Origin of the sequence: Paraurantiacibacter namhicola (assembly GCF_001687545.1) — a bacterium.
In the GTDB taxonomy this organism is placed as follows: Bacteria; Pseudomonadota; Alphaproteobacteria; order Sphingomonadales; family Sphingomonadaceae; genus Paraurantiacibacter; species Paraurantiacibacter namhicola.
Genome location: NZ_CP016545.1, coordinates 1303355 through 1330055, shown reverse-complemented (window position 1 = coordinate 1330055; position 26701 = coordinate 1303355). Strand labels below are relative to the sequence as shown.

34 protein-coding genes are annotated in these 26701 nt (G+C 63.1%); 3 read left to right on the top strand and 31 right to left on the bottom strand.

Annotated features, from left to right (window positions below; translation table 11 throughout):
- Window positions 1–28 precede the first annotated feature (28 nt).
- Window positions 29–1309, top strand: a complete 1281-nt coding sequence (locus A6F65_RS06505) for a glycosyltransferase family 4 protein (RefSeq protein WP_067787002.1) — start codon at window positions 29–31, stop codon at window positions 1307–1309.
- A 65-nt stretch (window positions 1310–1374) separates the two neighbouring features.
- On the opposite strand, the gene rpmD is transcribed toward A6F65_RS06505, so the two are convergent.
- The 25 genes from rpmD to A6F65_RS12700 form a co-directional block, all read right to left on the bottom strand.
- Window positions 1375–1554, bottom strand: coding sequence for a 50S ribosomal protein L30 (gene rpmD, locus A6F65_RS06500; RefSeq protein ID WP_067787001.1), 180 nt, complete (start codon window positions 1552–1554; stop codon window positions 1375–1377).
- A 5-nt stretch (window positions 1555–1559) separates the two neighbouring features.
- A complete protein-coding gene (rpsE, locus tag A6F65_RS13180; protein WP_083989613.1) occupies window positions 1560–2318 on the bottom strand; it encodes a 30S ribosomal protein S5 in 759 nt (252 codons plus the stop codon).
- Between the two features lie 179 nt (window positions 2319–2497).
- On the bottom strand, window positions 2498–2842 hold the full coding sequence (gene rplR / locus A6F65_RS06490) for a 50S ribosomal protein L18 (RefSeq protein ID WP_067786999.1): 345 nt from the start codon (window positions 2840–2842) through the stop codon (window positions 2498–2500).
- A gap of 1 nt (window position 2843) precedes the next feature.
- The gene (gene rplF, locus A6F65_RS06485; RefSeq protein WP_067786997.1) at window positions 2844–3377 is read right to left on the bottom strand and encodes a 50S ribosomal protein L6; all 534 of its coding nucleotides are present in this window, start codon (window positions 3375–3377) and stop codon (window positions 2844–2846) included.
- A complete protein-coding gene (gene rpsH, locus A6F65_RS06480) occupies window positions 3377–3772 on the bottom strand; it encodes a 30S ribosomal protein S8 (protein ID WP_067786995.1) in 396 nt (131 codons plus the stop codon). The genes rplF and rpsH overlap by 1 nt, the downstream gene beginning before the upstream one ends.
- Window positions 3773–3783: 11 nt before the next feature.
- Complete coding sequence (gene rpsN / locus A6F65_RS06475) at window positions 3784–4089, bottom strand: 30S ribosomal protein S14 (protein WP_067786993.1); 306 nt, start codon at window positions 4087–4089, stop codon at window positions 3784–3786.
- Between the two features lie 24 nt (window positions 4090–4113).
- On the bottom strand, window positions 4114–4695 hold the full coding sequence (gene rplE / locus A6F65_RS06470) for a 50S ribosomal protein L5 (RefSeq protein ID WP_067786992.1): 582 nt from the start codon (window positions 4693–4695) through the stop codon (window positions 4114–4116).
- The gene (gene rplX, locus A6F65_RS06465; RefSeq protein ID WP_067786991.1) at window positions 4688–5008 is read right to left on the bottom strand and encodes a 50S ribosomal protein L24; all 321 of its coding nucleotides are present in this window, start codon (window positions 5006–5008) and stop codon (window positions 4688–4690) included. Before rplX ends, rplE begins: the two co-directional genes overlap by 8 nt.
- On the bottom strand, window positions 5008–5376 hold the full coding sequence (gene rplN / locus A6F65_RS06460; RefSeq protein ID WP_067786990.1) for a 50S ribosomal protein L14: 369 nt from the start codon (window positions 5374–5376) through the stop codon (window positions 5008–5010). Before rplN ends, rplX begins: the two co-directional genes overlap by 1 nt.
- Before the next feature lie 72 nt (window positions 5377–5448).
- Entirely contained in the window at window positions 5449–5745 is a 297-nt protein-coding gene (gene rpsQ / locus A6F65_RS06455) for a 30S ribosomal protein S17 (protein ID WP_067786989.1), read from the bottom strand.
- Between the two features lie 10 nt (window positions 5746–5755).
- Entirely contained in the window at window positions 5756–5959 is a 204-nt protein-coding gene (gene rpmC, locus A6F65_RS06450) for a 50S ribosomal protein L29 (RefSeq protein WP_067786985.1), read from the bottom strand.
- A 2-nt stretch (window positions 5960–5961) separates the two neighbouring features.
- Complete coding sequence (gene rplP / locus A6F65_RS06445) at window positions 5962–6393, bottom strand: 50S ribosomal protein L16 (protein WP_067786984.1); 432 nt, start codon at window positions 6391–6393, stop codon at window positions 5962–5964.
- A gap of 21 nt (window positions 6394–6414) precedes the next feature.
- On the bottom strand, window positions 6415–7110 hold the full coding sequence (gene rpsC, locus A6F65_RS06440; RefSeq protein ID WP_067786982.1) for a 30S ribosomal protein S3: 696 nt from the start codon (window positions 7108–7110) through the stop codon (window positions 6415–6417).
- A gap of 1 nt (window position 7111) precedes the next feature.
- Window positions 7112–7489 (bottom strand): 50S ribosomal protein L22, encoded by a 378-nt coding sequence (rplV, locus tag A6F65_RS06435; protein WP_067786980.1) that lies wholly within the window; start codon window positions 7487–7489, stop codon window positions 7112–7114.
- Window positions 7489–7764 (bottom strand): 30S ribosomal protein S19, encoded by a 276-nt coding sequence (rpsS, locus tag A6F65_RS06430; protein WP_067786978.1) that lies wholly within the window; start codon window positions 7762–7764, stop codon window positions 7489–7491. Before rpsS ends, rplV begins: the two co-directional genes overlap by 1 nt.
- Before the next feature lie 6 nt (window positions 7765–7770).
- Window positions 7771–8607, bottom strand: a complete 837-nt coding sequence (gene rplB / locus A6F65_RS06425) for a 50S ribosomal protein L2 (RefSeq protein WP_067786976.1) — start codon at window positions 8605–8607, stop codon at window positions 7771–7773.
- Between the two features lie 13 nt (window positions 8608–8620).
- Window positions 8621–8929, bottom strand: a complete 309-nt coding sequence (locus A6F65_RS06420) for a 50S ribosomal protein L23 (protein ID WP_067786974.1) — start codon at window positions 8927–8929, stop codon at window positions 8621–8623.
- Window positions 8922–9545: a 50S ribosomal protein L4 gene (rplD, locus tag A6F65_RS06415; protein ID WP_067786972.1), complete on the bottom strand. Its 624-nt coding sequence runs from the start codon at window positions 9543–9545 to the stop codon at window positions 8922–8924. Before rplD ends, A6F65_RS06420 begins: the two co-directional genes overlap by 8 nt.
- Window positions 9546–9550: 5 nt before the next feature.
- Complete coding sequence (gene rplC / locus A6F65_RS06410) at window positions 9551–10411, bottom strand: 50S ribosomal protein L3 (RefSeq protein WP_067786962.1); 861 nt, start codon at window positions 10409–10411, stop codon at window positions 9551–9553.
- 185 nt (window positions 10412–10596) lie between these two features.
- Window positions 10597–10908, bottom strand: a complete 312-nt coding sequence (gene rpsJ, locus A6F65_RS06405) for a 30S ribosomal protein S10 (protein WP_040715017.1) — start codon at window positions 10906–10908, stop codon at window positions 10597–10599.
- A gap of 319 nt (window positions 10909–11227) precedes the next feature.
- Window positions 11228–12403: an elongation factor Tu gene (tuf, locus tag A6F65_RS06400; protein WP_067786961.1), complete on the bottom strand. Its 1176-nt coding sequence runs from the start codon at window positions 12401–12403 to the stop codon at window positions 11228–11230.
- 92 nt (window positions 12404–12495) lie between these two features.
- Window positions 12496–14628 carry an elongation factor G gene (fusA, locus tag A6F65_RS06395; RefSeq protein ID WP_067786960.1) on the bottom strand — a complete coding sequence of 711 codons (2133 nt, stop codon included), beginning with the start codon at window positions 14626–14628 and terminating at the stop codon, window positions 12496–12498.
- A gap of 177 nt (window positions 14629–14805) precedes the next feature.
- The gene (gene rpsG, locus A6F65_RS06390; RefSeq protein ID WP_067786958.1) at window positions 14806–15276 is read right to left on the bottom strand and encodes a 30S ribosomal protein S7; all 471 of its coding nucleotides are present in this window, start codon (window positions 15274–15276) and stop codon (window positions 14806–14808) included.
- 253 nt (window positions 15277–15529) lie between these two features.
- A complete protein-coding gene (gene rpsL / locus A6F65_RS06385) occupies window positions 15530–15901 on the bottom strand; it encodes a 30S ribosomal protein S12 (protein WP_067786956.1) in 372 nt (123 codons plus the stop codon).
- Window positions 15902–17081: 1180 nt separating this feature from the next.
- On the bottom strand, window positions 17082–18434 hold the full coding sequence (locus A6F65_RS12700; protein ID WP_083989281.1) for an AAA family ATPase: 1353 nt from the start codon (window positions 18432–18434) through the stop codon (window positions 17082–17084).
- Between the two features lie 339 nt (window positions 18435–18773).
- Here A6F65_RS12700 and A6F65_RS06375 point away from each other — a divergent pair, with 339 nt between their 5' ends.
- Window positions 18774–19433: a hypothetical protein gene (locus A6F65_RS06375; RefSeq protein ID WP_067786953.1), complete on the top strand. Its 660-nt coding sequence runs from the start codon at window positions 18774–18776 to the stop codon at window positions 19431–19433.
- Window positions 19434–19580: 147 nt separating this feature from the next.
- Here the strand turns inward: A6F65_RS06375 and A6F65_RS06370 are convergent, their stop codons facing one another.
- The 4 genes from A6F65_RS06370 to A6F65_RS06355 all read right to left on the bottom strand — a co-directional run bounded on the left by A6F65_RS06370 (window position 19581) and on the right by A6F65_RS06355 (window position 22561).
- Entirely contained in the window at window positions 19581–20135 is a 555-nt protein-coding gene (locus tag A6F65_RS06370; RefSeq protein ID WP_067786951.1) for a GNAT family N-acetyltransferase, read from the bottom strand.
- On the bottom strand, window positions 20132–20938 hold the full coding sequence (locus A6F65_RS06365) for a LysR family transcriptional regulator (RefSeq protein WP_067786949.1): 807 nt from the start codon (window positions 20936–20938) through the stop codon (window positions 20132–20134). The genes A6F65_RS06370 and A6F65_RS06365 overlap by 4 nt, the downstream gene beginning before the upstream one ends.
- A 110-nt stretch (window positions 20939–21048) precedes the next feature.
- On the bottom strand, window positions 21049–21717 hold the full coding sequence (locus tag A6F65_RS06360; RefSeq protein WP_237164777.1) for a hypothetical protein: 669 nt from the start codon (window positions 21715–21717) through the stop codon (window positions 21049–21051).
- A gap of 61 nt (window positions 21718–21778) precedes the next feature.
- Window positions 21779–22561 carry a hypothetical protein gene (locus tag A6F65_RS06355; RefSeq protein ID WP_067786947.1) on the bottom strand — a complete coding sequence of 261 codons (783 nt, stop codon included), beginning with the start codon at window positions 22559–22561 and terminating at the stop codon, window positions 21779–21781.
- Between the two features lie 295 nt (window positions 22562–22856).
- Here A6F65_RS06355 and A6F65_RS06350 point away from each other — a divergent pair, with 295 nt between their 5' ends.
- The gene (locus A6F65_RS06350; RefSeq protein WP_067786945.1) at window positions 22857–23360 is read left to right on the top strand and encodes a hypothetical protein; all 504 of its coding nucleotides are present in this window, start codon (window positions 22857–22859) and stop codon (window positions 23358–23360) included.
- Window positions 23361–23733: 373 nt separating this feature from the next.
- Here A6F65_RS06350 and A6F65_RS06340 read toward each other — a convergent pair whose 3' ends face one another.
- Window positions 23734–25215 (bottom strand): DUF3482 domain-containing protein, encoded by a 1482-nt coding sequence (locus A6F65_RS06340; protein WP_083989278.1) that lies wholly within the window; start codon window positions 25213–25215, stop codon window positions 23734–23736.
- Window positions 25212–26696 (bottom strand): DUF2868 domain-containing protein, encoded by a 1485-nt coding sequence (locus A6F65_RS06335; protein WP_067786940.1) that lies wholly within the window; start codon window positions 26694–26696, stop codon window positions 25212–25214. The genes A6F65_RS06340 and A6F65_RS06335 overlap by 4 nt, the downstream gene beginning before the upstream one ends.
- Window positions 26697–26701 lie beyond the last annotated feature (5 nt).

The window sequence follows — 26701 nt, the reverse complement described above, 5'->3', positions numbered from 1 at the left end:
CTACTGAGCGGCGACTGGATCGTAGCCGATGGCCGGGGAGCGGGAAACCAGCGTGGCGAAGCAGGCAATAGCAGTCTTCCACCCCGGCACACAGCACAGCTGGCAAACGGCGCGTGCCCTGCACGAGCTGGATCGGCTGGCCTTTTACGCGACATCCATCCTGCGGCAGCCCGGACAATGGCCTTATGTGTTGGAAGGTCTTCCTGGCGCTCTTGGAAGGACGTTTGCGGCAGAATTCCGCCGGTTCGATGCGGCCGGACTGGCCGGTAAATTAGATGATGACCAACTGCGCGTGGGCGGGAAGACCGAATGGGTGGAGCGCCTGACCGCACGGCTCGGCCTGGCGCGCCTCGCCGAGCGGATCGACCATTGGGGTAATGGACATTGGCAAGGCAGGCTCGCCGACGACATCCACTCCGACCGGCAATTCGCGCTCTGGGGATACAACAACAGCGCCGACGTCGCATTCGCCTTGGGCAAGCAGGCAGGACGCACTGCAATCCTGGACCGCACTATCGGCGACCCCCGCGCCTACAATCGCGATATGGCCATGCTTGAAACCAGCTATGGCGACTGGTTCCTCAATCCCGGCAAGCAGGCCAGCGACCGCGAGATAGACCGCGCCGTTGCCGAGCACGAGCTGGCCGATCACATCCTGGTAGGCTGCGAGTTTGCGAAGGAAACGCTGGCAGAGTTCGAAGGGCCGGCTGTGGCCGCAAAGACTCGCGTGCTGGAATACGGCTTCGATGCGGCGCATTTCGCGGCCCTCCCCACGCCCTCACCCGCACCGAAAGGAGCGCCGGTCCGTTTCCTGTTCGTCGGCCTCGGCATCCCGCGAAAGGGCATCCATCACGTACTCGAAGCCATTGCCCGCCTGCCCGCCAACGAAGCCAGCCTGACGGTGGTGGGCGCTATGGGGGTGCCGGAGCGCATGCTCGCCTCATACCGTGAGCGTGTGCACTTCACAGGCTCCCTCCCCCGCAACCAGATCCCCGAGATCATGGCGCAGCACGACGTGCTGCTGTTCCCGACCTATTTCGAAGGCGGCGGCATCGTGTTGTACGAGGCCCTGGTGAGCGGAATGGCACTGATCCAGAGCGACCGCGCAGCCCATGCCGTAACACCGGACACTGGCATCATGCTGCAACGCCCGGATACCGATCTCCTGGTCGACGCCATGCAGGCCGCCATTTCCGACCGCGATCGGCTCGCCCATTGGCGGAGCAACGCGCAGGCCGCTGCCGGGCGCTACACTTTCGGCGCCTATCGGGGCCGGATGGCGCAATTCCTGCAGGATGCCGGGATCTGAGCGCAAAAAAGAAGGGCCCACCGGTCACCCGGCAGGCCCTCCCTATTGTTCTGGCGGATGAAGACTTAGTCTTCGACCACCTGCACCATGTGCGGCAGCTTGCGGATCGCACCGCGCACTTCGGGGGTGTCTTCCAGTTCCACCACCTTATGCATCTTGTTCAGGCCAAGGCCGATCAGCGTCTTGCGCTGGTCCTTGGGGCGGCGGATCGGGCTGCCGATCTGCTTGATCTTGATCTTCGCCATGTCGCTTACTCCGTGACCGCTGCAGCGTCGGCGGCTGCCTCGGCTTCGCTGGCACCACCGCGACCCAGAAGGTCTGCGACCTTCTTGCCGCGACGCTGGGCGACCGACTTCGGCGAAGTCTGGTCGGTCAGCGCTTCGAACGTGGCGCGGATCATGTTGTAGGGGTTGGACGTGCCGACCGACTTGGTCACCACATCGGAAACACCCAGGCTCTCGAACACGGCACGCATCGGACCACCGGCGATGATGCCGGTCCCCGGAGGTGCGGTGCGGATGGTCACCTTGCCGGCACCGAAACGGCCGTTGCCGTCGTGGTGAAGCGTGCGGCCTTCCTTCAGCGGAACGCGGACCATCTTCTTCTTGGCAGCGGCGGTCGCCTTGTTGATGGCTTCCGGCACTTCGCGGGCCTTGCCGTGGCCGAAGCCGACCCGGCCCTGGCCGTCACCGACAACCACGAGGGCTGCGAAACCGAAGCGCTTACCGCCCTTCACCGTCTTGGAGACACGGTTGATGTGAACCAGCTTCTCGATCAGCTCTTCGCCATCGTCATCGTTGCGGCCACGGCCACCACGGCGATCGTCGCGGCCACCACGGCCACGGCCACCACCACCGCGATTGTCACGGCCGCCACGGCCGCCATCGCGTCCACCGCGGGCGTTTTCACGCGTACGCGGCTGGGCAGGATCACCCGCAGCAGCAGACTGGTTGTCCGCAGCTTCGGTGCTGGCGGTCGTCGGCGTCGGCGTGGAGCCTTCGCTGGCGATGACCGGCTCTTCCTTCACGCCGTGATCGGTCTCGGCGGAAGCAGGCTGGTCGATCTCGACCGGCTTCGCTTCGTCGGCCTTGGCTTCCGTTGCCTTCGCTTCGGTTGCCTTTGCTTCGGTAGCTTCTGCCGCCTTGGTTTCGGCTTCGGCGTTTTCGGTCTTCTTGTCGTCAGCCATGATCAGAACTCCAGCCCGCCTTCACGGGCGGCATCGGCCAGCGCTTTCACGCGGCCATGGAACAGGTATCCGCCGCGGTCGAACACGACAGTCGTCACGCCGGCCTTCTTGGCAGCGGCAGCGATATCCTTGCCCACCTTGACGGCAGCATCGATATTCGCGCCGGAGGCTTTGACACCCAGCGTGTTGGCAGCAGCAACCGTGCGGCCTTCGACATCGTCGATGACCTGCGCATAGATGTGCTGGCCCGTGCGGTGAACGGAGAGACGCGGCTTGTTGCCGGACCGCTTGCGAAGCGCAGTGCGGACGCGGCGACGGCGGCGTTCGAAAAGGGAAAGCTTGGCCATCTTACTTCTTCTTCCCTTCCTTGCGGAAGACGTATTCGCCCTGGTACTTGATGCCCTTGCCCTTGTAGGGCTCGGGCTTGCGCCAGCGGCGGATTTCGGCGGCGAGCTGGCCAACGGCCTGCTTGTCCATGCCGGAAATGATCACGGTGGTCTGGTCCGGGGTCTTCACCTCCAGGCCTTCCGGGATGGCGATGTCGACATCGTGGCTGTAGCCGAGCTGCAGCTTCAGGGTCTTGCCCTGCGACTGTGCACGGTAACCGACGCCCGAGATTTCCAGCGTCTTGGAAAACCCTTCCGTGACGCCTTCGACCAGATTCGACACCAGCGTGCGCTGCATGCCCCAGTAGGAGCGCGCCTGCTTGCTGTCGTTTGCCGGCTTCACCAGGATCTCGCCCTCTTCGACCTTGTAGTCGATGAGGTCGGACAGGCCCAGGCTGAGCGTGCCCTTCGGGCCCTTCACGCTGAGCGTGCCGTTATCGATATTGGCGGTGACCCCGCTGGGGATCGCCACCGGCTGTTTGCCGATGCGGCTCATCAGAATACCTCCGCCAGCACTTCGCCGCCGACGTTTTCGGTGCGTGCTTCGGCATCCGAGAGCACGCCGCGCGGCGTCGAGACGATGGAGATGCCAAGGCCGTTGCGCACACTCGGCAGTTCCTTGGAACCCGAATAGACGCGGCGGCCCGGCTTAGAGACGCGGGCGACGTGCTTGATAGCCGGTTCGCCTTCGAAATACTTCAGTTCGATCCGCAGCGCGGGGTGCCGGCCGGAAGCGTCTTCGCTGAAGCCACGGATGTAGCCTTCGCGCTGGAGCACTTCGAGGACGTTCGCACGCAGCTTGCTGGCGGGCGAGAGGACGGAATCCTTCTTCGCCTGCTGGCCGTTGCGGATGCGGGTGAGCATATCACCCAGGGGATCGGTCATTGCCATCTCGTATTACCTCACCAGCTCGACTTGGTCAGGCCTGGGATCAGGCCCTTGTTGCCGAGGTTCCGCAGTTCGATACGGTTCACGCCGAACTTGCGATAATAGCCGCGCGGGCGGCCGGTGGTGGTGCAGCGGTTGCGCACGCGCGTGGGATTCGCATTGCGCGGCAGTTCCGCCATCTTCAGGCGCGCCATCAGGCGCTCCGTGTCGTCGAGCGACTTGTCGTCCGCGATAGCCTTCAGCTTCGCGTACTTGGCCGCATACTTCTTGACGAGAGCCTTACGCTTCTCGTTCTTGTTTATGGAACTCAGTTTCGCCATTGGACTTAAGCTCTCCTGCGCCGCTTACGCGGCTTCTTTCTCTTCAGCGGCTTCATCAGCCGGGAACGGGAAACCGAACAGGCGCAGCAATTCGCGCGCTTCTTCGTCGGTCTTTGCGGTTGTGGTGACGATGATGTCCATGCCACGCACGGTGTCGATCTGGTCGTAGCTGATCTCTGGGAAGATGATCTGCTCCTTCAGGCCCATCGCGTAATTGCCATTGCCATCGAACGACTTGGGGTTGAGGCCCCGGAAGTCGCGGATGCGCGGCATTGCGATGGTGACCAGGCGGTCCATGAATTCGAACATCCGGTCGCGGCGCATGGTAACCTTGCACCCGATCGGCATGCCTTCGCGCAGCTTGAACTGGGCGATCGACTTCTTGGCCTTGGTGATCACCGGCTTCTGGCCAGCAATCTTTTCCATTTCGTCGGCAGCCGTCTGGACCTTCTTCTTATCCTGGCTGGCTTCACCCACACCCATGTTGAGCGTGACCTTGTCCAGCTTGGGGACTTCAAGACGGTTGGCGTAACCGAACTTCTCGGTCATCGCCTTGACGATCTCGTCCTCGTACTTCTTCTTCAGGCGAGGCGTATAATCAGCCATCGATGGTCTCCCCGGATTTCACGGCCACGCGGACGAACTTGCCGTCCTTCAGCTCGAAACGAACGCGGGTCGGCTTGCCGTCCTTGGGATCGGCAATCGCAACCTTGCCCAGCGCCATCGGCGCGGGCTTGCGCTCGATACCGCCCTGCGGGTTTTCCTGCGTCGGCTTGCGGTGGCGGGCGGCGACATTGATACCGTCGACCACGACCTTGCCTTCCTTCGGCATGACCTTGGTCACGGTGCCGGTGCGGCCCTTGTCCTTGCCGGACAGGACTACGACTTCGTCACCCTTCTTGATCTTTGCGTGGGCCATTACAGCACCTCCGGAGCGAGCGAGATGATCTTCATGAAGCCCTTGCCGCGCAGTTCACGCACGACCGGGCCGAAGATACGCGTGCCGATCGGCTCTTCGGTCTTGTTGACCAGCACCGCGGCATTGCCGTCGAAGCGGATCACGCTGCCGTCGGGGCGACGGACGTCCTTGCGGGTGCGCACGATCACGGCACGGTGAACGTCGCCCTTCTTCACGCGAGCGCGCGGCTGGGCTTCCTTCACGGAAACCACGATCACGTCGCCGACGGACGCGGTGCGGCGCTTGGAGCCGCCCAGTACCTTGATGCACTGGACGCGCTTTGCGCCGCTGTTGTCCGCGACGTCGAGATTGGATTGCATCTGGATCATTGATCCGTTTCCTTCTCTTGGCTTGCCGGGACGCCCACGAAGCGGGGCCCGGCAGTTCCTACGTCAATTCGTTCAGTTACCGGGGGTGGCTGCTTCGACTTCGAGATCGGCTTCGACCTCTTCGCCACGGCTTGCCTTGACCCGATCGATCACCTTCCAGGTCTTGGTCTTGGAAACCGGCTTGGTTTCCTCGATGCGGACCTCGTCGCCGATCACGTACTCATTTGCCTCGTCATGGGCATGGTACTTCTTCGAACGGCGAATGATCTTGCCGTAGAGCGGGTGCTTGACCTTGCGCTCCACCAGCACGGTGACAGTCTTGTCGGTCTTGTCGGAGGTGACAGTCCCGGTCAGGATACGTTTGGGCATTGTCTGCTCCTCAGGCCTTTTCCGCCGCAGCACGCTCGGTCTGCAGCGTCTTGATGCGGGCGATCTGGCGACGCACTTCCTTCACGCGGGACGGACCCTCGAGCTGGTTGGTGGCCGCCTGGAAACGCAGGTTGAACTGCTCGCGCTTCAATTCGGTCAGCTGTTCGGACAGCTGGTCGTCGGACTTGGTCCGCAGGTCTTCGATCTTGCTCATCGTCAGCCCTCCAGGTGGCTCGTGTCGCCGAGGCGTGCCACGACCTTGGTCTTGATCGGCAGTTTCATGGCCGCGCGGCTGAATGCTTCGGCAGCCAGCGGACCCGGAACGCCGTCCAGTTCGAACAGGATCCGACCCGGCTTCACGCGGGCGGCCCAGAATTCAACGGAACCCTTGCCCTTACCCTGACGGACTTCGGCCGGTTTCTTGGACACGGGCACGTCCGGGAACACGCGGATCCAGAGACGACCCTGGCGCCGGATGTGGCGGGTGATGGCACGGCGAGCCGCTTCGATCTGGCGCGCAGTGATACGCTCCGGCTCGAGAGCCTTGAGGCCGTAGGACCCGAAATTCAGGTCCGTGCCGCCCTTGGCCGTTCCATGGATCTTGCCCTTGAACGCCTTGCGGTACTTGGTTTTCTTCGGTTGCAGCATGGTTCTTTCCTAATCCTGCAATCAGCGAGCCGGGCGCACGCCGGAGGTCTGCGATTCCATCATCAGACGGTCCTGCGCGGTCGGGTCGTGGCCGAGGATCTCACCCTTGAAGACCCACACCTTGATGCCGATGATGCCATAGGCGGTCAGCGCCTCGGCTTCGGCATAATCGATGTTGGCACGCAGGGTGTGAAGCGGCACGCGGCCTTCGCGATACTGTTCGACACGGGCGATTTCGGCACCGCCGAGACGGCCGCCGCAAACGATCTTGATGCCTTCGGCACCCAGACGCAGGGCAGACTGCATGGCGCGCTTCATCGCACGGCGGAAAGCCACGCGGCGGATCAGCTGGTCGGCGATACCCTGGGCGACGAGCTTGGCGTCGATTTCCGGCTTGCGGATCTCGACGATGTTCAGCTTCACTTCGCTGCTGGTCATCTGCGACAGCTTGGAGCGCAGCTTCTCGATGTCGGCGCCCTTCTTGCCGATGATCACGCCAGGGCGTGCAGCATAGATGGAGACGCGGCACAGCTTGGCCGGACGCTCGATCACCACCTTGGAAATCGCGGCCTGCGGCAGCGACTTGATGATGAACTTGCGGATCTCGATGTCTTCCTTGAGCAGCTGCGCATAGTCGCGCCCTTCGGCGTACCAGCGGCTGTCCCAGGTGCGGTTGATCTGCAGGCGCAGACCGATCGGATTGCTCTTCTGGCCCATCTTACGCCTCTTCCTGCTCGCGCACGACGATCCGCAGCCGGCTGAACGGCTTCAGGATGCGCGTGGACTTGCCGCGGCCGCGCGTGGCGAACCGCTTCATGGTGATCGACTTGCCGACACTGGCTTCGGCCACGACGAGCGCGTCCACATCCAGGTCGTGGTTGTTTTCCGCATTGGCGATCGCGGATGCGAGCACCTTCTGCGCGTCCTTGGCCATCGCCCGCTTGGAGAAGGAGAGGATGTTCATCGCCTCTTCCACCTTGCGGCCGCGGATCAGCGCGGCAACGAGGTTCAGCTTCTGCGCGGAACCACGGATCGTGGTGCCTACGGCCAGAGCCTCGTTATCGGCGACGCGGCGGGGAGCTTTCTGCTTGCTCATCAGCGCTTACCCTTCTTGTCGGCAGCGTGACCCGGGAAGCTGCGCGTGGGCGCGAATTCACCGAGCTTGTGACCGACCATTTCCTCGTTGACCGAAACCGGCACGAATTTGTGGCCATTGTAGACGTTGAACGTCAGGCCGACGAAATCGGGCAGGATGGTCGAGCGGCGCGACCAGGTCTTGATCGGCTTCGAATTGTTGGCTTCCTGCTGCTCCTGCGCCTTCTTCAGAAGGCTGAGCTCGACGAAAGGACCTTTCCAGACGGAACGTGCCATCGTGTCTTACCTCTTCTTCTTCGCGTGGCGCGAACGGATGATCATCTTGTCCGTCTGCTTGTTCTTGCGGGTGCGGGCGCCCTTGGTCGGCTTGCCCCACGGGGTAACCGGATGACGGCCACCGCTGGTGCGGCCTTCACCACCACCGTGCGGGTGGTCGACCGGGTTCTTGGCCACGCCGCGCGTCAGGGGCTTGCGCCCCTTCCAGCGGGTGCGGCCTGCCTTGCCGAAGTTCTGGTTCTGGTTGTCGGGGTTCGAGACCGCGCCAACCGTACCCATGCATTCGCCACGGATGTAGCGCTGTTCACCGCTGTTCAGGCGGACGATGACCATGCCGCGATCGCGACCGACCAGCTGCACGTAAGTGCCTGCCGAACGGGCGATCTGGCCACCCTTGCCCGGCTTCATCTCCACATTGTGGCAGATGGTGCCGACCGGCATCTGGCTGAGCAGCATCGCATTGCCCGGCTTCACGTCGACCTTCTCGCCGGCCACGACCTTGTCGCCTTCGGCAACACGCTGCGGAGCCAGGATGTAGGCGATCTCGCCGTCGTCATACTTGACGAGTGCGATAAAAGCGGTGCGGTTGGGATCGTATTCGATCCGCTCCACGGTGCCTTCCACGTCCCACTTGCGACGCTTGAAGTCGACATAGCGGTACTTCTGCTTGTGACCGCCGCCGATGCCGCGCGAAGTCACGTGGCCCTTGTTGTTGCGACCACCGGTCTTGCGCTTGCCCTCGGTCAGAGACTTTTCCGGCTTCCCTTTCCAGAGACCGGTCTTGTCGACCAGGACAAGGCCGCGACGGGCGGGACTTGTCGGTTTGTAGTTCTTGAGTGCCATTGTTCTAGCCGCCTCAGATACCGCTGGTGACGTCGATGGACTGGCCTTCGGCCAGCGTCACGATCGCCTTTTTCATGTCAGTGCGCTTGTAGGGCTTGCCCCGCCAGCGCTTGGTCTTGCCCTTCACGACAACGGTGTTCACGCCGGTGACGTTCACATCGAAGATGGCTTCGACCGCTTCCTTGATCGCGGGCTTCGTGGCATCGCCGGACACCTTGAAGACGACTGCGTTATGCTCGGAGAGCAGCGTCGACTTCTCGGTGATGTGCGGTGCCAGAACCACGTCGTAGTGGCGCGCGTCCACTTCCTGCTTCTTAGCCATTGAAACGCGCCTCCAGTTTTTCGACAGCGGCCTTGGTCAGGACCAGCGTGTCATGCTTCAGGATGTCGTAGACGTTGGCGCCCATGGCCGGCAGGACGTTGACGCCCGGCAGGTTGGCGGATGCCTTGCGGAAGCCGTCTGCCACGTCTTCGCCGTCGATCACGAGGACCTTGCCGCTGAGGCCAGCCTTTTCGAACTGACCCTTGAGGGCCTTCGTCTTGGCGTCCTTCAGCTCCAGGCTGTCGACGACCACGAGACCGTCCTTCGCCTTGCTGGACAGGGCCATCTTCAGGCCGAGTGCACGGATCTTCTTGTTGAGCTGCTGCTCGAAGTCACGCTTGCGGGCACCGTGAGCCTTACCGCCGCCGATAAAGATCGGAGCGCCGCGGTCACCGTGGCGAGCGCCGCCCGAACCCTTCTGGGGCCCGTGCTTCTTGCCGGTGCGGTTGACGTCCGAACGCTCACGCGTCGGACGCGCCGTGGCGCGGCGGTTTTCCAGCTGCCACGTCACAACGCGGTGCAGGATGTCTGCGCGCGGCTCGACACCAAAGATGGCATCGTTCAGTTCGATGTCGCCGGACGCCTTGCCGTCTAGTTTCTGGACCTTCACCTTCATGGCGATCAGCCTTCCTCGTTCTTGTCATTGGCATCAGCAGCGGGGGTACCGCTGGAGGTGCCGACACCGGCGTCCTGCTCGGTAGCAAGCTTCTGCTGCTGCTCGGCGGAGACTTCGGGGTTCACTTCGTGCTCGGCGGCGCTTTCGACCAGGCCGGGCGTCGCATCTTCGGATGCGGTTTCATCGGCGTTGCGACGCATCGCACCGGGGAAAGGGACACCTTCGGGAAGCGGAACCTTCACCGCATCCTTCACGATCATCCAGCTGTTCTTGGAGCCAGGGACCGAACCCTTGACGAACAGCAAGCCGCGATCGGCGTCCGTGCGGACGATTTCCAGGTTCTGCTGGGTGCGCTGACGGTCGCCCATGTGGCCGGCCATCTTCTTGTTCTTGAAGACCTTGCCCGGATCCTGGCGGTTACCGGTCGAGCCGTGCGAACGGTGGCTGACGGACACGCCGTGCGTGGCGCGCAGACCGCCGAAGCCCCAACGCTTCATGGCGCCGGCAAAGCCCTTGCCCTGCGTGTGGCCGGTCACGTCGACCATCTGGCCGGCGATGAAGTGGTCAGCAGTGATCGTGGCGCCGACGGGAAGCAGGGCTTCCTCGTCTTCGAGGCGGAATTCCGCGACCTTCTGCTTCAGGCCAACCTCAGCCTTCGCGAAAGCTTCGCGCTGCGGCTTGTTGACATTCTTGTGTTTCGCTTCGCCGGAACCGACCTGCAGGGCGACGTAGCCGTCACGATCCTGGGTACGGTGGGCAGTCACCTGACAACCTTCAAGCGCCAGGACGGTGACGGGCACGTGCCGGCCATCTTCCTGGAACAGGCGGGTCATCCCGACTTTTTTCGCGATCACGCCAGTGCGCATGATCCAATCTCCTTACAGAGGCACGCGAGGACCATCCCCGAGTGCTTGCCAGCCCGATTGTCATGCGTCGCCCCGTCCGGGCTGATAAAGTGCCACCCCTTGCGGGAGAGGCGAGACGGGGGACGCTGCCCGGCCGATGGACCGGAGGTATCCCTTGTTCGCGAGCCTTCAGGCCCGCGCCGAAATCAAGCCAACTTGATCTCGACGTTCACGCCAGCTGCCAGGTCGAGCTTCATCAGCGCGTCCACGGTCTGGGCGTTAGGCTGCACGATATCGAGCAGCCGCTTGTAGGTGCGCACCTCGAACTGCTCGCGCGACTTCTTGTCGATGTGCGGGCCGCGGTTCACGGTGAACTTCTCGATGCGCGTCGGAAGGGGAATGGGGCCACGAATAAGAGCACCCGTCCGGCGGGCGGTCTCCGCAATTTCGCCAGTTGCCTGGTCGAGAACGCGATGATCGAACGCCTTGAGGCGAATGCGGATATTCTGAGCTTCCATTTCCTACACCGATGCGAAAGAGCCAAGCGAGCCTTTTACAACCCGCAAAAAAAGAAAGGCCCGCCCCGCTTTGCCCGGTTTCCCGGAACGGGCGGCCTTCACCAAATTCGTTGCAACAGAGACGAATCTCCGTTTCGTTGGCGGGCCTATACGGGGCATCCCTGCATGTGACAACCCCCGAAAACTGCCAATCCGAAGAACCGGCCGATTTCATGCGGTGAGCCGTGCGTAAGTGTGGCCAGCCTCCATAAAATGCGAAGGGCCCGCCCCTCTTTGCGAGGAGCGGGCCCGAAGCTTTTCACGGCGAACCGTGCGAAGATTACTTGGAGATCTTCGACACAACGCCGGAGCCGACGGTGCGGCCGCCTTCGCGGATTGCGAAGCGCAGACCTTCGTCCATGGCGATCGGTGCGATCAGCTTGACGTCGATCGTCACGTTGTCGCCCGGCATCACCATTTCGGTGCCTTCCGGCAGGACCACTTCGCCCGTCACGTCGGTCGTGCGGAAGTAGAACTGCGGACGGTAGTTGGCGAAGAACGGCGTGTGACGGCCGCCTTCGTCCTTGGACAGGACGTAGACTTCGGCGCTGAAGTCGGTGTGCGGCGTAACCGAACCCGGCTTGGCCAGAACCTGGCCACGCTCGACTTCTTCACGGCCCACGCCGCGGATCAGGGCGCCGATGTTGTCGCCTGCTTCACCGCGATCGAGCAGCTTGCGGAACATTTCCACACCGGTAACGGTGGTCTTGGAAGTGTCCTTGATGCCGACGATTTCGACTTCGTCACCGACGTTCACGACGCCGGTTTCGATGCGACCGGTCACAACCGTACCACGGCCAGAGATCGAGAACACGTCTTCGATCGGCATCAGGAAGTTCTGGTCAACCGGACGCTCGGGCTGCGGGATGTGGTTGTCGACAGCATCCATCAGTTCCTTGATGGAGTTTTCGCCGATTTCCGGATCGCGGCCTTCCAGAGCGGCCAGGGCGGAACCCTTGACGATCGGAATGTTGTCACCGTCGAAGTCGTAGCTGGAGAGCAGTTCACGCACTTCCAGTTCGACCAGCTCGAGGATTTCCTCGTCGTCGACCTGGTCGACCTTGTTCAGGTACACGACCAGGGCCGGCACGCCGACCTGGCGAGCGAGCAGGATGTGCTCGCGCGTCTGCGGCATGGGGCCGTCAGCGGCGTTCACGACCAGGATAGCGCCGTCCATCTGGGCAGCACCGGTGATCATGTTCTTCACGTAGTCGGCGTGGCCCGGGCAATCGACGTGCGCATAGTGGCGAGCGTCGGTTTCGTATTCCACGTGAGCGGTCGAGATGGTGATGCCACGCTCGCGCTCTTCCGGAGCCTTGTCGATGTTGGCGAAGTCCACGGCCGAACCCTGGCACTTCGTAATCGCGGCCGTCAGCGTCGTCTTGCCATGGTCAACGTGACCGATGGTGCCGATGTTGCAGTGCGGCTTGTTCCGCTCGAATTTTTCCTTAGCCATTTTTCAAATAACCTCTGTCTATCAGAATTGATTTTCCGCTGGAGAGGACGGCCCTGCGGAATCAGGCGCCGCCCCTAAACGCTCGCCAGTCCTTAGGCAAGCTTCTCCTTGACTTCCTGCGCCACGTTGGCCGGCACTTCATCGTAGTGCGCGAACTGCATGGTGTACTGAGCCCGGCCCTGGGTGAACGAACGCAGCTCGTTCACGTAACCGAACATGTTTGCCAGCGGCACCAGTGCCTCCACGGCCTGCGCGTTGCCGCGCGTCTCCGTACCCTGGATCTGGCCACGGCGGCTGTTGAGGTCGCCGATAACGTCACCCAGATAGTCTTCCGGGGTCACGACTTCCACCTTCATCATCGGTTCCAGCAGCTTGATGCCGGCCTTCTGGGCCGCTTCGCGCATCGCGCCACGTCCGGTGATTTCGAAGGCAACCGTGCTGGAGTCGACATCGTGGTACTTGCCGTCGATCAGCTCGATGGTGAAATCGATGATCGGGAAGCCGACAAGGTAACCGCTCTCCGCCTGCTCGCGCATGCCCTTCTCGACGGAAGGAATGTATTCGCGGGGGATGTTGCCGCCCTTGATGTTGTCTTCGAAGATGATGCCCTGACCACGTTCGCCGGGGATCACGCGGACCTTTGCTTCACCGAACTGGCCCGAACCACCCGACTGCTTCTTGTGGGTGTAGGTCACTTCGACTTCGCGGCCGAGCGATTCACGGTAAGCCACCTGCGGCGCACCGACATTGGCCTCGACCTTAAATTCGCGCTTCATGCGATCGACCAGGATGTCGAGGTGAAGCTCGCCCATGCCCTTGATGATCGTCTGGCCGGATTCATGGTCGGTCGTGACGCGGAAGCTGGGATCTTCGGCGGCCAGGCGGTTCAGGGCGACGCCCATCTTTTCCTGGTCGGCCTTGGTCTTCGGCTCCACGGACAGCTCGATCACGGGATCTGGGAACTCCATGCGCTCCAGGATGATCGGCGCGGAGGATGCGCAAAGCGTATCGCCCGTCGTCGTTTCCTTCAGGCCCGCAATCGCAACGATATCGCCGGCAAACGCCTCATCGATGTCTTCGCGGTTGTTGGAGTGCATCAGCAGCATGCGGCCGATCTTTTCCTTCTTGTCCTTCACGCTGTTGAGGACAGAGCCCTTTTCCAGCTTGCCCGAATAGATGCGGGTGAAGGTGAGCGAGCCGACGAACGGGTCGTTCATGATCTTGAAGGCGAGCGCGGAGAACGGTGCTTCGTCGGAAGACGGACGCGTGTCCTCTTCCTCGGAGTCCGGCTTCACGCCCTTGATGGCCGGCACGTCGAGCGGGCTCGGCATGTAATCGACCACGGCGTCCAGCAGCGGCTGCACGCCCTTGTTCTTGAACGCGGAGCCACACAGGACCGGAACGAAGTCGCGGTTCATGGTACCCTTGCGGATCAGGCTCTTGAGGGTCGCGGCATCCGGCTCGTTGCCTTCCAGATACTGTTCCATCACGTCATCGTCCTGCTCGACGGCAGTCTCGATCAGCTTCTCGCGATATTCGGCAGCCTTGTCGGCCAGCTCGGCGGGGATGTCGACGAACTCGTACTTCGCGCCGAGATCTTCGTTCTGCCACACGATGCCGCGGTTGTTGACGAGGTCGACAACGCCCTTGAGATCGCTTTCGGCACCGATCGGGAGATACAGTACCAGCGGGTTCGCGCCGAGGCGGTCGATGATGGACTGCACGCAGTAGTAGAAGTCTGCGCCGGTGCGGTCCAATTTGTTGATGAAGCACATCCGGGGCACGCCGTACTTGTCGGCCTGGCGCCACACGGTTTCGCTCTGCGGCTCCACGCCGGCAACGCCGTCGAACACGGCGACCGCGCCGTCGAGCACACGCAGGGAGCGTTCGACTTCGATGGTGAAGTCAACGTGGCCCGGCGTGTCGATGATGTTGATGCGGTGCTTGGGCATGTCCGCACGCAGCGCTTCGGGCTCGGAGCGCGCGTCCATCGTGGGATCTTCGGCCGTCCAGAAGGTGGTGGTGGCGGCAGAGGTGATGGTGATCCCACGCTCCTGCTCCTGCTCCATCCAGTCCATCGTCGCGGCACCATCGTGCACTTCGCCGATCTTGTAGGACTTGCCGGTGTAATACAGGATGCGTTCGGTCGTGGTGGTCTTGCCGGCATCGATGTGCGCCATGATGCCGATATTGCGATAGCGCTCCAGCGGATATTCGCGGGCCATAATCAATTCCTTGCGGTTCGGGGGTCGAGCAATCTCTCGCCCCATATAGTCAGTGATGTGACAGCTTGAAGGCCGGGAAAGACGAACCGGTGGCAACGGAGGACGGACGTGTTGCCAATAACGTGCAGGACGCCTCCCCTGCACCCGGTCCGGACATTCTAGGCCTTCATGCCAATCCTACCAGCGATAGTGCGAGAAGGCGCGGTTCGCGTCCGCCATGCGGTGCGTGTCTTCGCGCTTCTTCACGGCATTGCCGCGATTGTTGGCCGCATCCATCAGCTCGCCCGAGAGACGGGCCGACATGGTCGTTTCCGCACGGCCGCGGGCCGCACCGATCAGCCAGCGGATGGCCAGGGCCTGGGCACGCTCGGGGCGAACCTCGACCGGCACCTGGTACGTGGCACCACCAACGCGGCGGCTGCGCACTTCCACCTGCGGTGCAATGTTCTGCAGCGCATCGTGGAACATCTGCACGGGATCGGCCTTGGCCTTCGCCTCGACCGTGTCGAGCGCACCGTAAACGATACGTTCGGCGGTCGACTTCTTCCCGTCATACATCAAATTGTTCATGAACTTGGACAGCACCACATCCCCGAACTTGGGATCGGGCAGGATTTCGCGCTTCTCTGGGCGACGACGACGTGACATTCTACTAAACTCCTTCGGAGTAGCGCCCCGACCTCCGTCGGGGCTTGCGGCTCCAGCCCACTCCCCCACCCGGCCACCCAAAGGATCCCCTCGTAAGGGCGTCCGGGTGGGGGAGTGGGCCGGCTCCGCGGTTAAACCTTGCTGGCTCCGGCTCGCTTCCCCACCCGACCATCCTTGCGGACGATGCCTTGGGTGGTCGGGTGGGGGAGCGGGCCGGTGCCGTAGCCCTCGGCGGACGCCGAGGGCGCACCCATTATTTGGGCCGCTTGGCGCCGTACTTCGAACGGGACTGCCTGCGGTCCTTCACGCCCTGCGTGTCGAGCACGCCGCGCAGCACGTGGTAACGCACACCCGGAAGGTCGCGCACACGGCCGCCGCGGATCAGCACCACGGAGTGTTCCTGCAGGTTGTGACCTTCACCCGGGATGTAGCTGATGACTTCGCGGCCATTGGTCAGGCGCACCTTGGCAACCTTGCGCAATGCGGAGTTCGGCTTCTTCGGGGTGGTCGTATAGACACGGGTGCAGACACCGCGCTTTTGCGGGTTCTGTTCCATCGCAGGGACCTTGCTCTTGGCCTTCTGCGGAACGCGGCCCTTGCGGACCAGCTGGTTGATCGTCGGCATAGACTTCTTTCTCTTCACCGTTTGCGGCGGAAGGCCTGTCATCCAACCACACCGCTCATGCTGAGCCTGTCGAAGCATGCTGGCACGAGGCCAACAGTACCCTTCAGGCAGGCTCAGGGTGAGCGAGAGGAGGACAAAAGCCCTTCACCAATGATGGCATCACGATACCGGATGGAGTGTTTGCCTGGTCGTCATCCCGGCGAAAGCCGGTATCTGTCTCCGCAAGCGCGATGCGAGCGGCACGAGATTCCAGCATGCGCTGGAATGACGGGACCAAACTGAAACGCTCCACCCGGCACGAATACCGGGTTACTCTGACGGCTGCCCCGGCCCTTCCACGCGTCATCCCAGCAGAAGCTGGGACCTCCACATGGCCTGGAGCCCAATAGACAAGGGCCTTGCGTTACAAGACGAAGGCCCCGGGACATCACCGGCAATGTTCAGCTCTATCTACCCGGAGCGAGGGGAGACCCCCGCAACGGATGGCGCGCACTTAGTGGGGTTTGGGGGTGGGGTCAAGGGCATGCTACCTGTAGTATCCCTTCTCCTCTAAATGCTCGCTCAGAGATCGTTCGAACGAAGCGTAAGAAGCACAAAGACGCAGCCTTTCAATGCTTTGCGTTTGCGCAATCGACGTCAGCAGCCTCGCAGCATCAGATGGCCTCACTCTGCGCTTAACCTCGCCAATAGCAAGGCGAAGAATCTCCTTGGGATCCGACAACCTTTCAGCCTGCCTAGCGGTCGATGGCAAGTTAAGCTCTGAAGGGTTCCCGCGGAAGCCAAGCGACCTGCAAACAGCATGCCCATCAGTAAGCGCCCATGCCTCCATTTCCTTTCTCGGCAATATTGGAAAACACGCCATCACGTCATAACCGCATCGTGCGTGCGCTGCCTGTGCATACGCCATCGACCTCGCGATGGCAGTCCGCTCGAGAGACCTCCCACCTGTATCGGCGTGGGAAAAAAGGAGGTCAAACGCCTCCATTCCATCACAGATTTCCTCCGCAATCTCGTCTATATGCTTGCCTGACTTTCCAAATCTCATGGCGGGAAAATCCGCTACATCGACAGTCCGGTTCGCATTGCTAAGGATTAAATCATTCAAAACACGGGGCAGCAATGCGCCGAAGTAGGACTCGTCAGTAGAGCCCTCGTAAATTGAAGCCCATGAGATAAACATCTAGGCTTGTCCTTGGCGTTTCCTAAGCAGACGGGAAATTTCCGCTCTAGTCAGTATTGCGCCGGGCTCTAAGTCGAGTGCGTCGTCGTCAACTCCAACACGCATTCGCGTACGATGAACCGAGCAACCCGCCTCAGGATCTACTGTCGAAATCAAATCAGCTGCGATTATTTCCTTTTCGTGGAGAGAGTTTAGTACCGCTGGCGAATGTGTATTAATAATTATCTGAAAGGGACTTTCTTCGAGACTCCAATCTTGAGTCGATTCTCTCAGAATTTCGATTAAATCATCGATTCGTCCCTCGTGAACGCCGTTCTCTGGCTCTTCGAAACATAAAATCCCTCTTCGTGACGGATCGTCAAGTATCGTGAGCAAAGCGAGTAACCTCAGTGTTCCATCAGAGATCAAACGCGAGCTGAAGTCGAGACCGTCTTCGGTCTCGATGGAAAACGAATACTCACGAACATTACTCCCAGAATGAACCTTAACTCTCTTTACCGAATTTATGAGAGAAGAAAGATCAATCGAAATATCAGCGACTGCCCCTTCGGGACGCGCAGGAGTTCCAGTCTCTTCTTTCAAATGCGCCAGTACAGAAGCAAGATTTGATGCATCAGACCGGAGCTTCTTCTCTTCAAATCGGTCATTAGCCTTCCGCGCTTCAGACGGATTAATCTCAAGAAAGCCAATTTCGGACAAAGTCTCTCTTAAAGCGAAAAGGTGAGGAAATTCAGCCGTATTGATGGTCGAAAGGGCCGTTCGTGTAGCCTCTCCTGCAGCGAGCTTTAGAGGACGGCCACGTTTCGATGCGCCGGTCTCTGTAGGGCCATCTTGCCGAATCTGGATTATCGGCACTTTGCCTTCTCTAGACATTTCCATGAATGGATTTCTTCTAGAGGAATAGGAAATTAGCGATTTGTTGATGAAGGAGAGTCGATCATCTTTCTTCGCAATGTGACGACAAGACTCAGAAGCGACGACGATCCCAATGGGCATTTGCTCGGAGTCAAAGCGCATCGTCAAAGCCAATTCGTAGCGTAGACGTTGCGCATTTACCTCAAACCGAGCACCAAATGGGTCGAGCCCATACTTTGGCAGAAGCACTTCGACTGCGAATTTCATGTCCGTGTGCTCGCGGACTGGTGTAACTCGAAAGAGCTCCTCGGGCTCGCCACGCATTGATTGCATTGCTGAGTGCACATCCGTTTGCGCGAGCAAGGAAATAAATTTCAAAGCATCAAACAGGTTGGACTTCCCACTCGCATTGGGGCCGACCACAGCTGAGAATGGGCGAAAGTTGAGACTAAAGTCTTGGAAGCTCTTGAAGCCGTCAATTTCAATCCTGGTGATCATTCTTCATGGCTAGCTAGTCGGGCAGATCGCTGCAATGGGTTTGAGGTCTAGGAGGTTTTAAAAGCTTTCCCTTTCCTACACCCCCCAACCCCCTCCAACTCCGCAGGCATGTCCTACTCGCGCCCTTCCCGCTCCGCCGCCCGGTCACCGGACCAGCCCGCATCTGATGGTGGCTCCGATCAATATTTTGGTTTGTCTGCCGAGGACCGGTGCGCTTCGCGTCCGGCCTCGGCTCCACGCGATAAGGCTTCGTCCGAGGGGCAAGCGGAGTGCCACCGGCAGACGGGGGCCTCCACCATCGTCAACACGCGCGCTACGCCCAGGCAGGCGACGTCCTACATGGCGGTGCGCGACACCGGCGCACTCGAAGCCGGGCCCGATCCGGACGATCCGCTGCTCTCCTTCGCGCCTGTCCCGCACAAGGCGCCGCGGCGCAATTCCATTACGGCCGATCGCCAGCGCGCCTTCATCGCGCATCTTGCCGCCACCGGCATCGTCAAGCAGGCGGCCGCGCATATCGGGGCTTCGCTGGAGGCGCTGTACAAGCTGCGCGCGCGGCCGGGGGCGGAGGAATTCTCTGCTGCCTGGGACGCGGCGGTCGATCGCGGGGTGCAGCGGCTGGAGGACGGGGCGCTCGCCCGCGCGATTGCGGGTGAGGAGCGGATGGTCGTCTCCTCGGGCAAGGTGCTGGGCACCGAAATCCGCCATAACGATGCGCTGGTGATGTTCTTCCTGCGCGCCCGCCGGGGCGAGCGCTATGGCGGGGATGCGCGCGTGCTGCGCCCCGGACACCCCGTTTACGAGCGCATCCGCGCCGAGGTGCTGGCCGAAAAGCGCAAGACCTCGCTCGCCGAGGAGGACGCGATCCTGCAGGGTATCGAGCGCAAGATCGACACCCTCGCCCGCCGCGAACGCGAAGGCCGCTCGCTGCTGGAGACGCTGGAGCAGGAGGAGGCGGTGCGGGAGGAGTTCGGGGACGGAGAAGACGGGGAAGCGTAGGCCCTGCTTCGCCCACCCGGCGCCGCTAGGCTCACCTGCGGTTCGCCAAGCTCTGCTTCCCCTCCCGCATGCGGGAGGGGTTTGCGAGACTTGCTGAACGCAGTGAAGCTAGTCGCAGCGGGGTGGGCGAGACACGGCGCGCCGCCGTCACCCGTTCCACTCCTCCCGCAGCAGCCCCCACACGAGACTGTCGCGCACGCCGATATGGGTCTCCCACTGGCTCCGCAGCCGCCCTTCCCGCATGAAGCCGAGGCATACCAGCAGGGCGTTGGAGGGAGCGTTTTCCGGGTCCGTATCGGCCCAGACGCGGCGCAGGCCATAACCGCCACCGTTGCCCTCTGCCTTTGGCGCGAACAGGTGATCCAACAGCGCAGTCATGCATTCGCGGGCGATGCCCTCGCCCTGCCGGTGTTTGGCGACGAGGTAGCCCGTCTCCATCACCCCATCCATGTCCGGTATCGCGACAAGCCGGGCGATGGCCTGTCCGTTGCCGCCTGTTTCCTCGGCGATCCAGCAGTGCCCGTCCCACGTGGGATCGCGCAGCCATCCGTCCAGCTCCGCCTCGCTCGCAAACGGCCCGCGCGACCAGTAGCGCATCTGCGCCTCGTCGCGGAACGTGGGGTAAAGGGCAGCCGTGTCCTCCGCCCGGATGGGCCGCAGGCTGAAGCGCTCTGTCGTCAGCGTGGTGACCTGGTGTTTCATTCCCCGGGGGCGAGGAATTCCACCAGCGCCTTCACCTTCTTCTGGCGCCATTGCGGGCGCGGGGCGATCAGCCAGTAGCTGCGGCGCCCCTCGTCCGGGCCTTCCAGCACCTTCAGCCGGCCCTGCCCGATCGCTTCCTCGCACAGGAGGTGCGGCAGCATGGCCTTGCCCATCCCCGCCATCGCGCTGGCGAGCGCCTGCCCGCCATTGTTGACCGTGGTGACGACCTCCGCCCCGTCCGGCAGCGGCGCGCCGGGCCAGGCGATCCACACATTCTCCACCTCCGGCACGGCCTTGGCGGCAACCACCACCACGCGGCGCGCGGGGGCGAGTTGCACGCCCTCCAGGTCGCCCGGACCATCGACCAGCCGCACGGCGCAGTCGAGGTTCGCCTCGGTGAAGTCTACCTCCTCGCCATCGACCAGCTGGAAGCGGGCGTCGGGGTTCTCGGCCCTGAACTTCGCCAGCCGCGGCGCGAGCCACTGGGCATAGAATTCGCGCGGCGCGGCGATGGTGTAGCTGCTACTCGACTGGCCCGCCTGCATGCCCTGCACACTTTCCTCGAACCGCAGGAAGCCTTCGCGCAAGGGGTCCAGCCCGGCCTCCGCCTCGTCGGTCAGCTCCAGTCCCTTGGGCGTGCGGCGGAACAGGACGACGCCGAGCACATCCTCCAGCGCGCGGATCTGCTGGCCCACGGCGGCGGGCGTCACCGCCAGCTCGTCCGCCGCGCGGGTGAAGCTGAGGTGCCGGGCAGCGGCATCGAACACGCGCAGGGCGTTGAGGGGCAGATGTGTGCGCTTCATATCGCGGCCCGCTCTATTGCGATGCAGCACGCGAGGCAAGACGGCGGTATGGCACGGATCGTCAGAGGGCGATGGCGGACCCGCACGGAAAGCCCGCCATCGAGGCTACCTCAACCGCCCATCGGCAGCGCATCGGGGATGACATAGGTTTCCGGCCCGAACATGATCGTCACGGTGTCACCATCGCGCTTCGTCTCGAAATCCCACCCGGCTGAGCCATCGGCCTGCGCACTGTCGGCGCTAAACGGTTCCGCGCCCTGATAGAAGATCGCGCGTTTCGTCCCGTCGGGCCTGGTGACCTCCACCATGCTGGAGCCGTCATCCGCCCAGTTGCGGCGGACACCGGCCAGGCACTGCATGCTCGGCGATTTGCCGCCCATACCGCAGCGCACCTGGGCCGTCGCGTTATAATCCGTGCCCGGAACCAGGGCATCGCCACCGCCTGCCGCTGCAGCCGGGCCGTTTTCGCCCATGCCCGCATTCGCATCCCCCGTCGGGATGGATACGATGGTCACGCCATCGACGGTGTCGATCACGTTTCCGCCAAGTGCGGCCGCGCTTGCCGAGTCAGGGCAACCCGCCAAGATTGCGCTGTCATCGAGATAATTGCGCGTGGCATCGCTCTCGCCCAGCCGCCGGCACGGATCGCCCGCTTCGGGATATCCGTCGCCGAACGGGCTGAGGCTTGCGGGAATGGGCGCACTGCTCGCCGCCGCGACCGCAGACGGCTCGGCGGTGACGGCTGCTTCGTCCGTCTCTTGCGAACAGGACGGCAGCATGACTGCTGCCGTCCCGGCTAGAAGCGCCAGTTGAAAGGGCCTGATGCTCATCTCGCCCGACCTAGCGGCACTTCGGATTGCTGCCGATATCGCGGATATCGTAGAACCGCCCGTCCGCGATCGTAACCTGCACGCACTGGCGCGTGGCGCTGTTGTACTGGATGGAATAGCGCGTGTCGCCCGATGTAAAATTGTCCACCTGGCGGAAGCCGCGCGCCTCCAGTTCCGTCATGCCGCCGGCAGCGCGCGCGTCCCGCAGGTCGTCGATCCGGGCCACACTGGCATAGCCGCCACGGTTATGATGATGTGAAAGGTTTGCATTCCGCTCGTCCACACCGGCCTGGTAACCGCTGGAATACGCATCCGAGCGGTCGTAATTGTGATAGGATGCGTTGTGCAGGCCGTCGGTATAGCCGCGTTCGTAATCCTGCTCCGCCTTCCGGTCCTCGTGGTGCTTGTCATCGTCATGGTGATGGGATTTGTGGGTCGCTAAAACGCCGATCAGCGCTGCTCCCGCCACCGCGCCAAGGACCTCTCCGCCACTGACCCGGTGGTGGCCGCAATCTCCATCGCCGGCATCGGTGATGGTTTGCACACGTCCGTCGTACGTCTCGACCGTCACGCAGCTACGATCGGATGCGTCCCACCAATAGCTGTAGACATAGCCATTGGATTGCTTGTGCGTGGAGGTATGCTGGAACCCGCGCGCCTGCAGGGCACTCTCCGCGTCGCGGCCATAGGATCCGTTTATATCGACGAGCTGATCGGCCTTTTCGGCCAGCGCTGGCTGTCCGGCCGTAGCGGTTGCCGCTGCCAGCAAGGCGTATTTGATATAAGTCCTCATCGCGTTCCTCCTTGCACTGGTGAATGGACGGGTCTGTCCGCTCCGAGTCGTGAGACTTGCACAGTTTGGGGCCGATGGAAATGTCACGCCTGAATTCTGATGGTTAACCGATGCGACGGATTTCTCATCGCGCCAGCGCTGCGAGTTGGCCGCTCTATTCGCCCATCCGGTGCGCGAGGCGCGATATGCAAGCCCGTCCTGCGCTTTGGAGACGGGGTCCAAGCCGAACCGCACGGAAAATGGATGACGGTGTTTGTCACTGGCCACGGGCGCGCGCGCCGCTAACATTCCCGGCATGACCACTCGCATCACGACTCTCATCGCCGCGGCCGCCATCGTGGCAACCGCACTTCCCACGCACGCTTCTGCGCAGGTGACCTACACCAAGGAGCAGGAGCAGCAGGCCATGTACTGGATGCAGCCCGACACCATGTGCGGGACGCTGGGCAAGGACCCGGCGCTGGATGACCAGGCCAGGCTCGCCGGGTGCGAGGCGCTGCTGGCGGGCATGGATGCGGAATTCCGCGATCCGCAGAAGCGCCCGAAGAGCCAGTTCGTGGAGAATTTCTACTGGATGTCTCGCGCCGGCCTGCTGGGGGCGATTGCCCTGTACCGGGGCCGCTTGGACGGCGACATCACGCGGCGCGTATGCGTGGCGCACCTGGACGGCCTCAGCGCGGAGACGATGATCGACCTTGATGCATGGCCGCAGGAATTGCGCGAAGGCTTCGCGATTGACACGTCAGCGGCGGAGCAGGTCACGTCGCGCTGCGTGAGGGATTTTCCGGATCTGGGGTGAATGGGCGGAGCGGGGCGTGCGGAGGATATCGCGTAGCTAACGAGCGTTTGCCGCACTCCGCTCCCAGAGAATAAATGCGCCCGTCAGAAGCGGCGGAGCAAAGATGACCGCGGTGTGCCAGAGCCCTCGCTGCGAAAACAAGGCGCGGAAAAGGTCAGCTAATGACGCTGACCATCCCCAGAGAAACAAGAACATCATTACGCTCAGGAGGCAGCCGGTTGTCAGAAGCACGCGAATGAAGGTCAGAAAGCGATGCTTATCTCTCATTTTATCTTCTCAGCTTAATTCCTTTCTTCGCAGAACCTACTTACCATCACAGCGCCTGCGACGAGGAGTTCCGGGGAGAGTTCCGGGGACAGTATACTAATTGGCCTCACATCCCCGCTCCCGGATACAACCGCCCCAGCACGTCCAGCCCGATCCGCTCCAGCAGCGCGGCCAGCTCGCTCTCCACTTCCGCGCCGCCCTCGCCGCGTCCGGCCTTGTAGAGCGCCGCCACCTCGCCCTCATGCGCGGCAACCGCCTCCTCGACCACACCGTGCCAAAAGTCGGGGTGTTCGCCCTCCTCCCATGCGCCGCGGCCGCGGCCGAAGTGCGCGACGGCCAGGTATCGCAGCAGGGCCGCGCCGACGAAGCCCTGGAAGAATTCGGGCGACCAGCGCACGGCGCTGCCGTCCTCGCCCTTCGCCATGTTGATTCCTTTGGCCAGGCCGCCTGCGCCCAGCGCGCCCAGCACCGCGCCCACGATCATGCCGCCGCCCAGCGTCAGTCCGCCTGCCGCGAGGTCCGCCGCGAGCCCGCCGACTGCGCCCGAGGCCAGCCCGCCCAGCATGGCGGAGAAGCCTTCGGGCGTGGGTTCGGAATAGGAATAGTCGCGCCCCAGCCGCTCCAGCACCTTGCGTGTTGCCTCGCCCTCCAGCCCATGCAGGCGGATGAGTTCGCTGGTGCTTTCGCGCGTGCGCTCGGCCAGCCGTTCGGACAGGGCGCCCATGGCGGCGCGTACTTCGCGGTCTTCTCCCTTGCCGGACTTGAAGGCGTTCAGCGTGCGGTCGCGCCAGGTGCCGTCGCGCACGCTTTCGCGGTCCTGCAGCGTGGCGGTGAGCTGGCGGGCGAGCACCGCCATGCTCTGGTCGAAGCGCGCACGGTTGAGGTCGTGCCAGCGAGCGGACAGCCGCCCCATCGCGGGTTGCTTGTCCGCGGGCAGCAGCGGCTCCACCTCGCGCAGCAGCGCGCCTTCCTGCACCCAGCAGCGGGCAAAGGCGTCGAGTGGCAGCGCGCCCTTCACCACGTCCACAACATCGAGGTGCGCGAGCCATTTCTCACGCTCGCCGCCCGTATCGGCGCGTGGCGGGCCCATCTGGTTGAGCAGCAGCAGCACCGGCTTGCCGATCCAGCTGAGGACTTCCATCTCCTGCGCGACATAGCCGGCCGCCGCTGGATCCTCCGACGCGTTGACGAGGTAGAGCAGCACGTCCGCATTATCGCGCGCGTTCTTCACCGCCTGCTGGCTGGACCAGAGCGGGCGTTCCTTCCACCGGTCCCACACCTGCGTCAGCAGCCAGCCGATGGGATTGCCGGCATTACGCAGGCGTGTGAGCAGGCGCGTCGTATCGCCGAAGCCGGGCGTGTCCCACAGCATCAGCGTGTCGCCGCCCTCCTGCACCAGCACGTATCCGGTGGCGATTTCGGTGACATGCGCCGCATCGCGCACCTCGCCCACGTCGCGGCCCAGCATGGTGCGGGTCAGCGTGGTCTTGCCCGCATTGGTGTGGGAAACGAGGCTGAGGTTGACGGTCGTGCCCGCCGCTTCCGCCAACTCCAGCGCGCTTGTCCCGGGGATGACGGCTTCGGTCATGCGAGCCCCTCCAGCGCGGCGGAGCGGACCAGCGTTGCTTCCATCTTCTCCCCGTCGCGGCGTTCCTCCACATGGTCGAGGTCGAGGTTGACGAGCGGAACGGCGGCGCGGTCCATCACCGCCTGCCATGCGCGCAGGCGCTCGCCCACGCGTTCGGCCAGCCCCGCCTGTCCGGCGAAATGGCTGCGGAAGGGGCCGGAATCGACCAATGCGCTGGCCATCGTGCCGTGGCCGATCCCGGCGTATTTCTGGCGTAATCCGGCGGCGAAGGTGCCGTGGTTCTCGTCCTCCGGCGTGGCGGAGAGGGTGTAGAGCGCGATGTGGTAATCGTCGTCACCCGCCAGCGCGTGATCGGCGAGCCATTGCTCTTCCTGCCCGTATGGCACGACCGGGTCGAAATGGATGCGGGCGCGGTCGCCCAGCACGCTGCGCAGCAGGATGGTGAGCGCGGCCTTGCGCGGCTCCTCCAGCGTATAGGCATAGGGCGTGACGCGCACCGCGCCGCCCGTGCCATCGCGGGCGCGCAGCAGGCGGCGGATGTAGAAATCCTCCCGCCCCGGCACGGCAATGCGGCGCGCGCGGCGCCACACCCGCGCCTGCTCCCACCCGGCGAGTGCGAGGCGCGGCAGGATGATGAACACCAGCGCGGAAATGGCGTAGAGCGCGATCCACGGCCCGGCATTGGCGCCACCCGTGTCCGCCCCGGTCCACCTGAGCGCCTCGTACCCCGCCACGTCCGGCAGCGGGATATTGCCCAGCGCGCTGGCGGGCCCCAGCAGCAAGCCGAGCAGCGAGTGGACGTCTTCGGCTTGCAGGAAGGTGCTTTCCCACCCGGCGCGATATTCGATGGCCAGCGCGCGCACGAAAATGCCGGCGATGATCCCGGCGGCGAACAGCGCGGCGGCAAGGTGCATGGTCCGGGCCGCGCGGGCGCCGTTGACGGGCGCGCTCACCTGCAGCCAGCGGGTGGCGAAACGGCCCGTGGCGCGGGCCATCGGCGTGCCGCGTTCCGCCTGGTCGCGCCCGAATTCTGACAAGCGAGCAAGCGGCCTGCGCCACCATTCGCCGCCGCTGCGTTTCGAGGCGCGCCGCCACAGCGGCTGCACCAGCAGCACGGCGTAAACGGCCAGGTTCCACGCAAAGACTCCCACCAGCGGGAAGGCCAGCAGGTCCAGCCGCTTGTCGATCCCCAGCTCATTGCTCAGCACGCCCAGCACCAGCGCGGCGATGGGGATGGCGAAGCTGAGCCAGCGCGGCCAGTGGCGCGCCTTCAGGATCGTATCGACATGCGGGTGGCGCGTCGCGAGCCGGGTTGCGGCAAATTCCGCGCGGCGGGCAAGGTAGCTTTCGGGTCCGGTGTCCGTACGGCGGGCGTAATCCTCCGCCTGCGCGCGATCTTCCGCAGTCAGCAGCTGCTGCGCCCGGTCCTCGGTCTCGACCGCACGGACGAGGAGCAGGCGGCGGGCATCGTCTTCACGCATGGAGG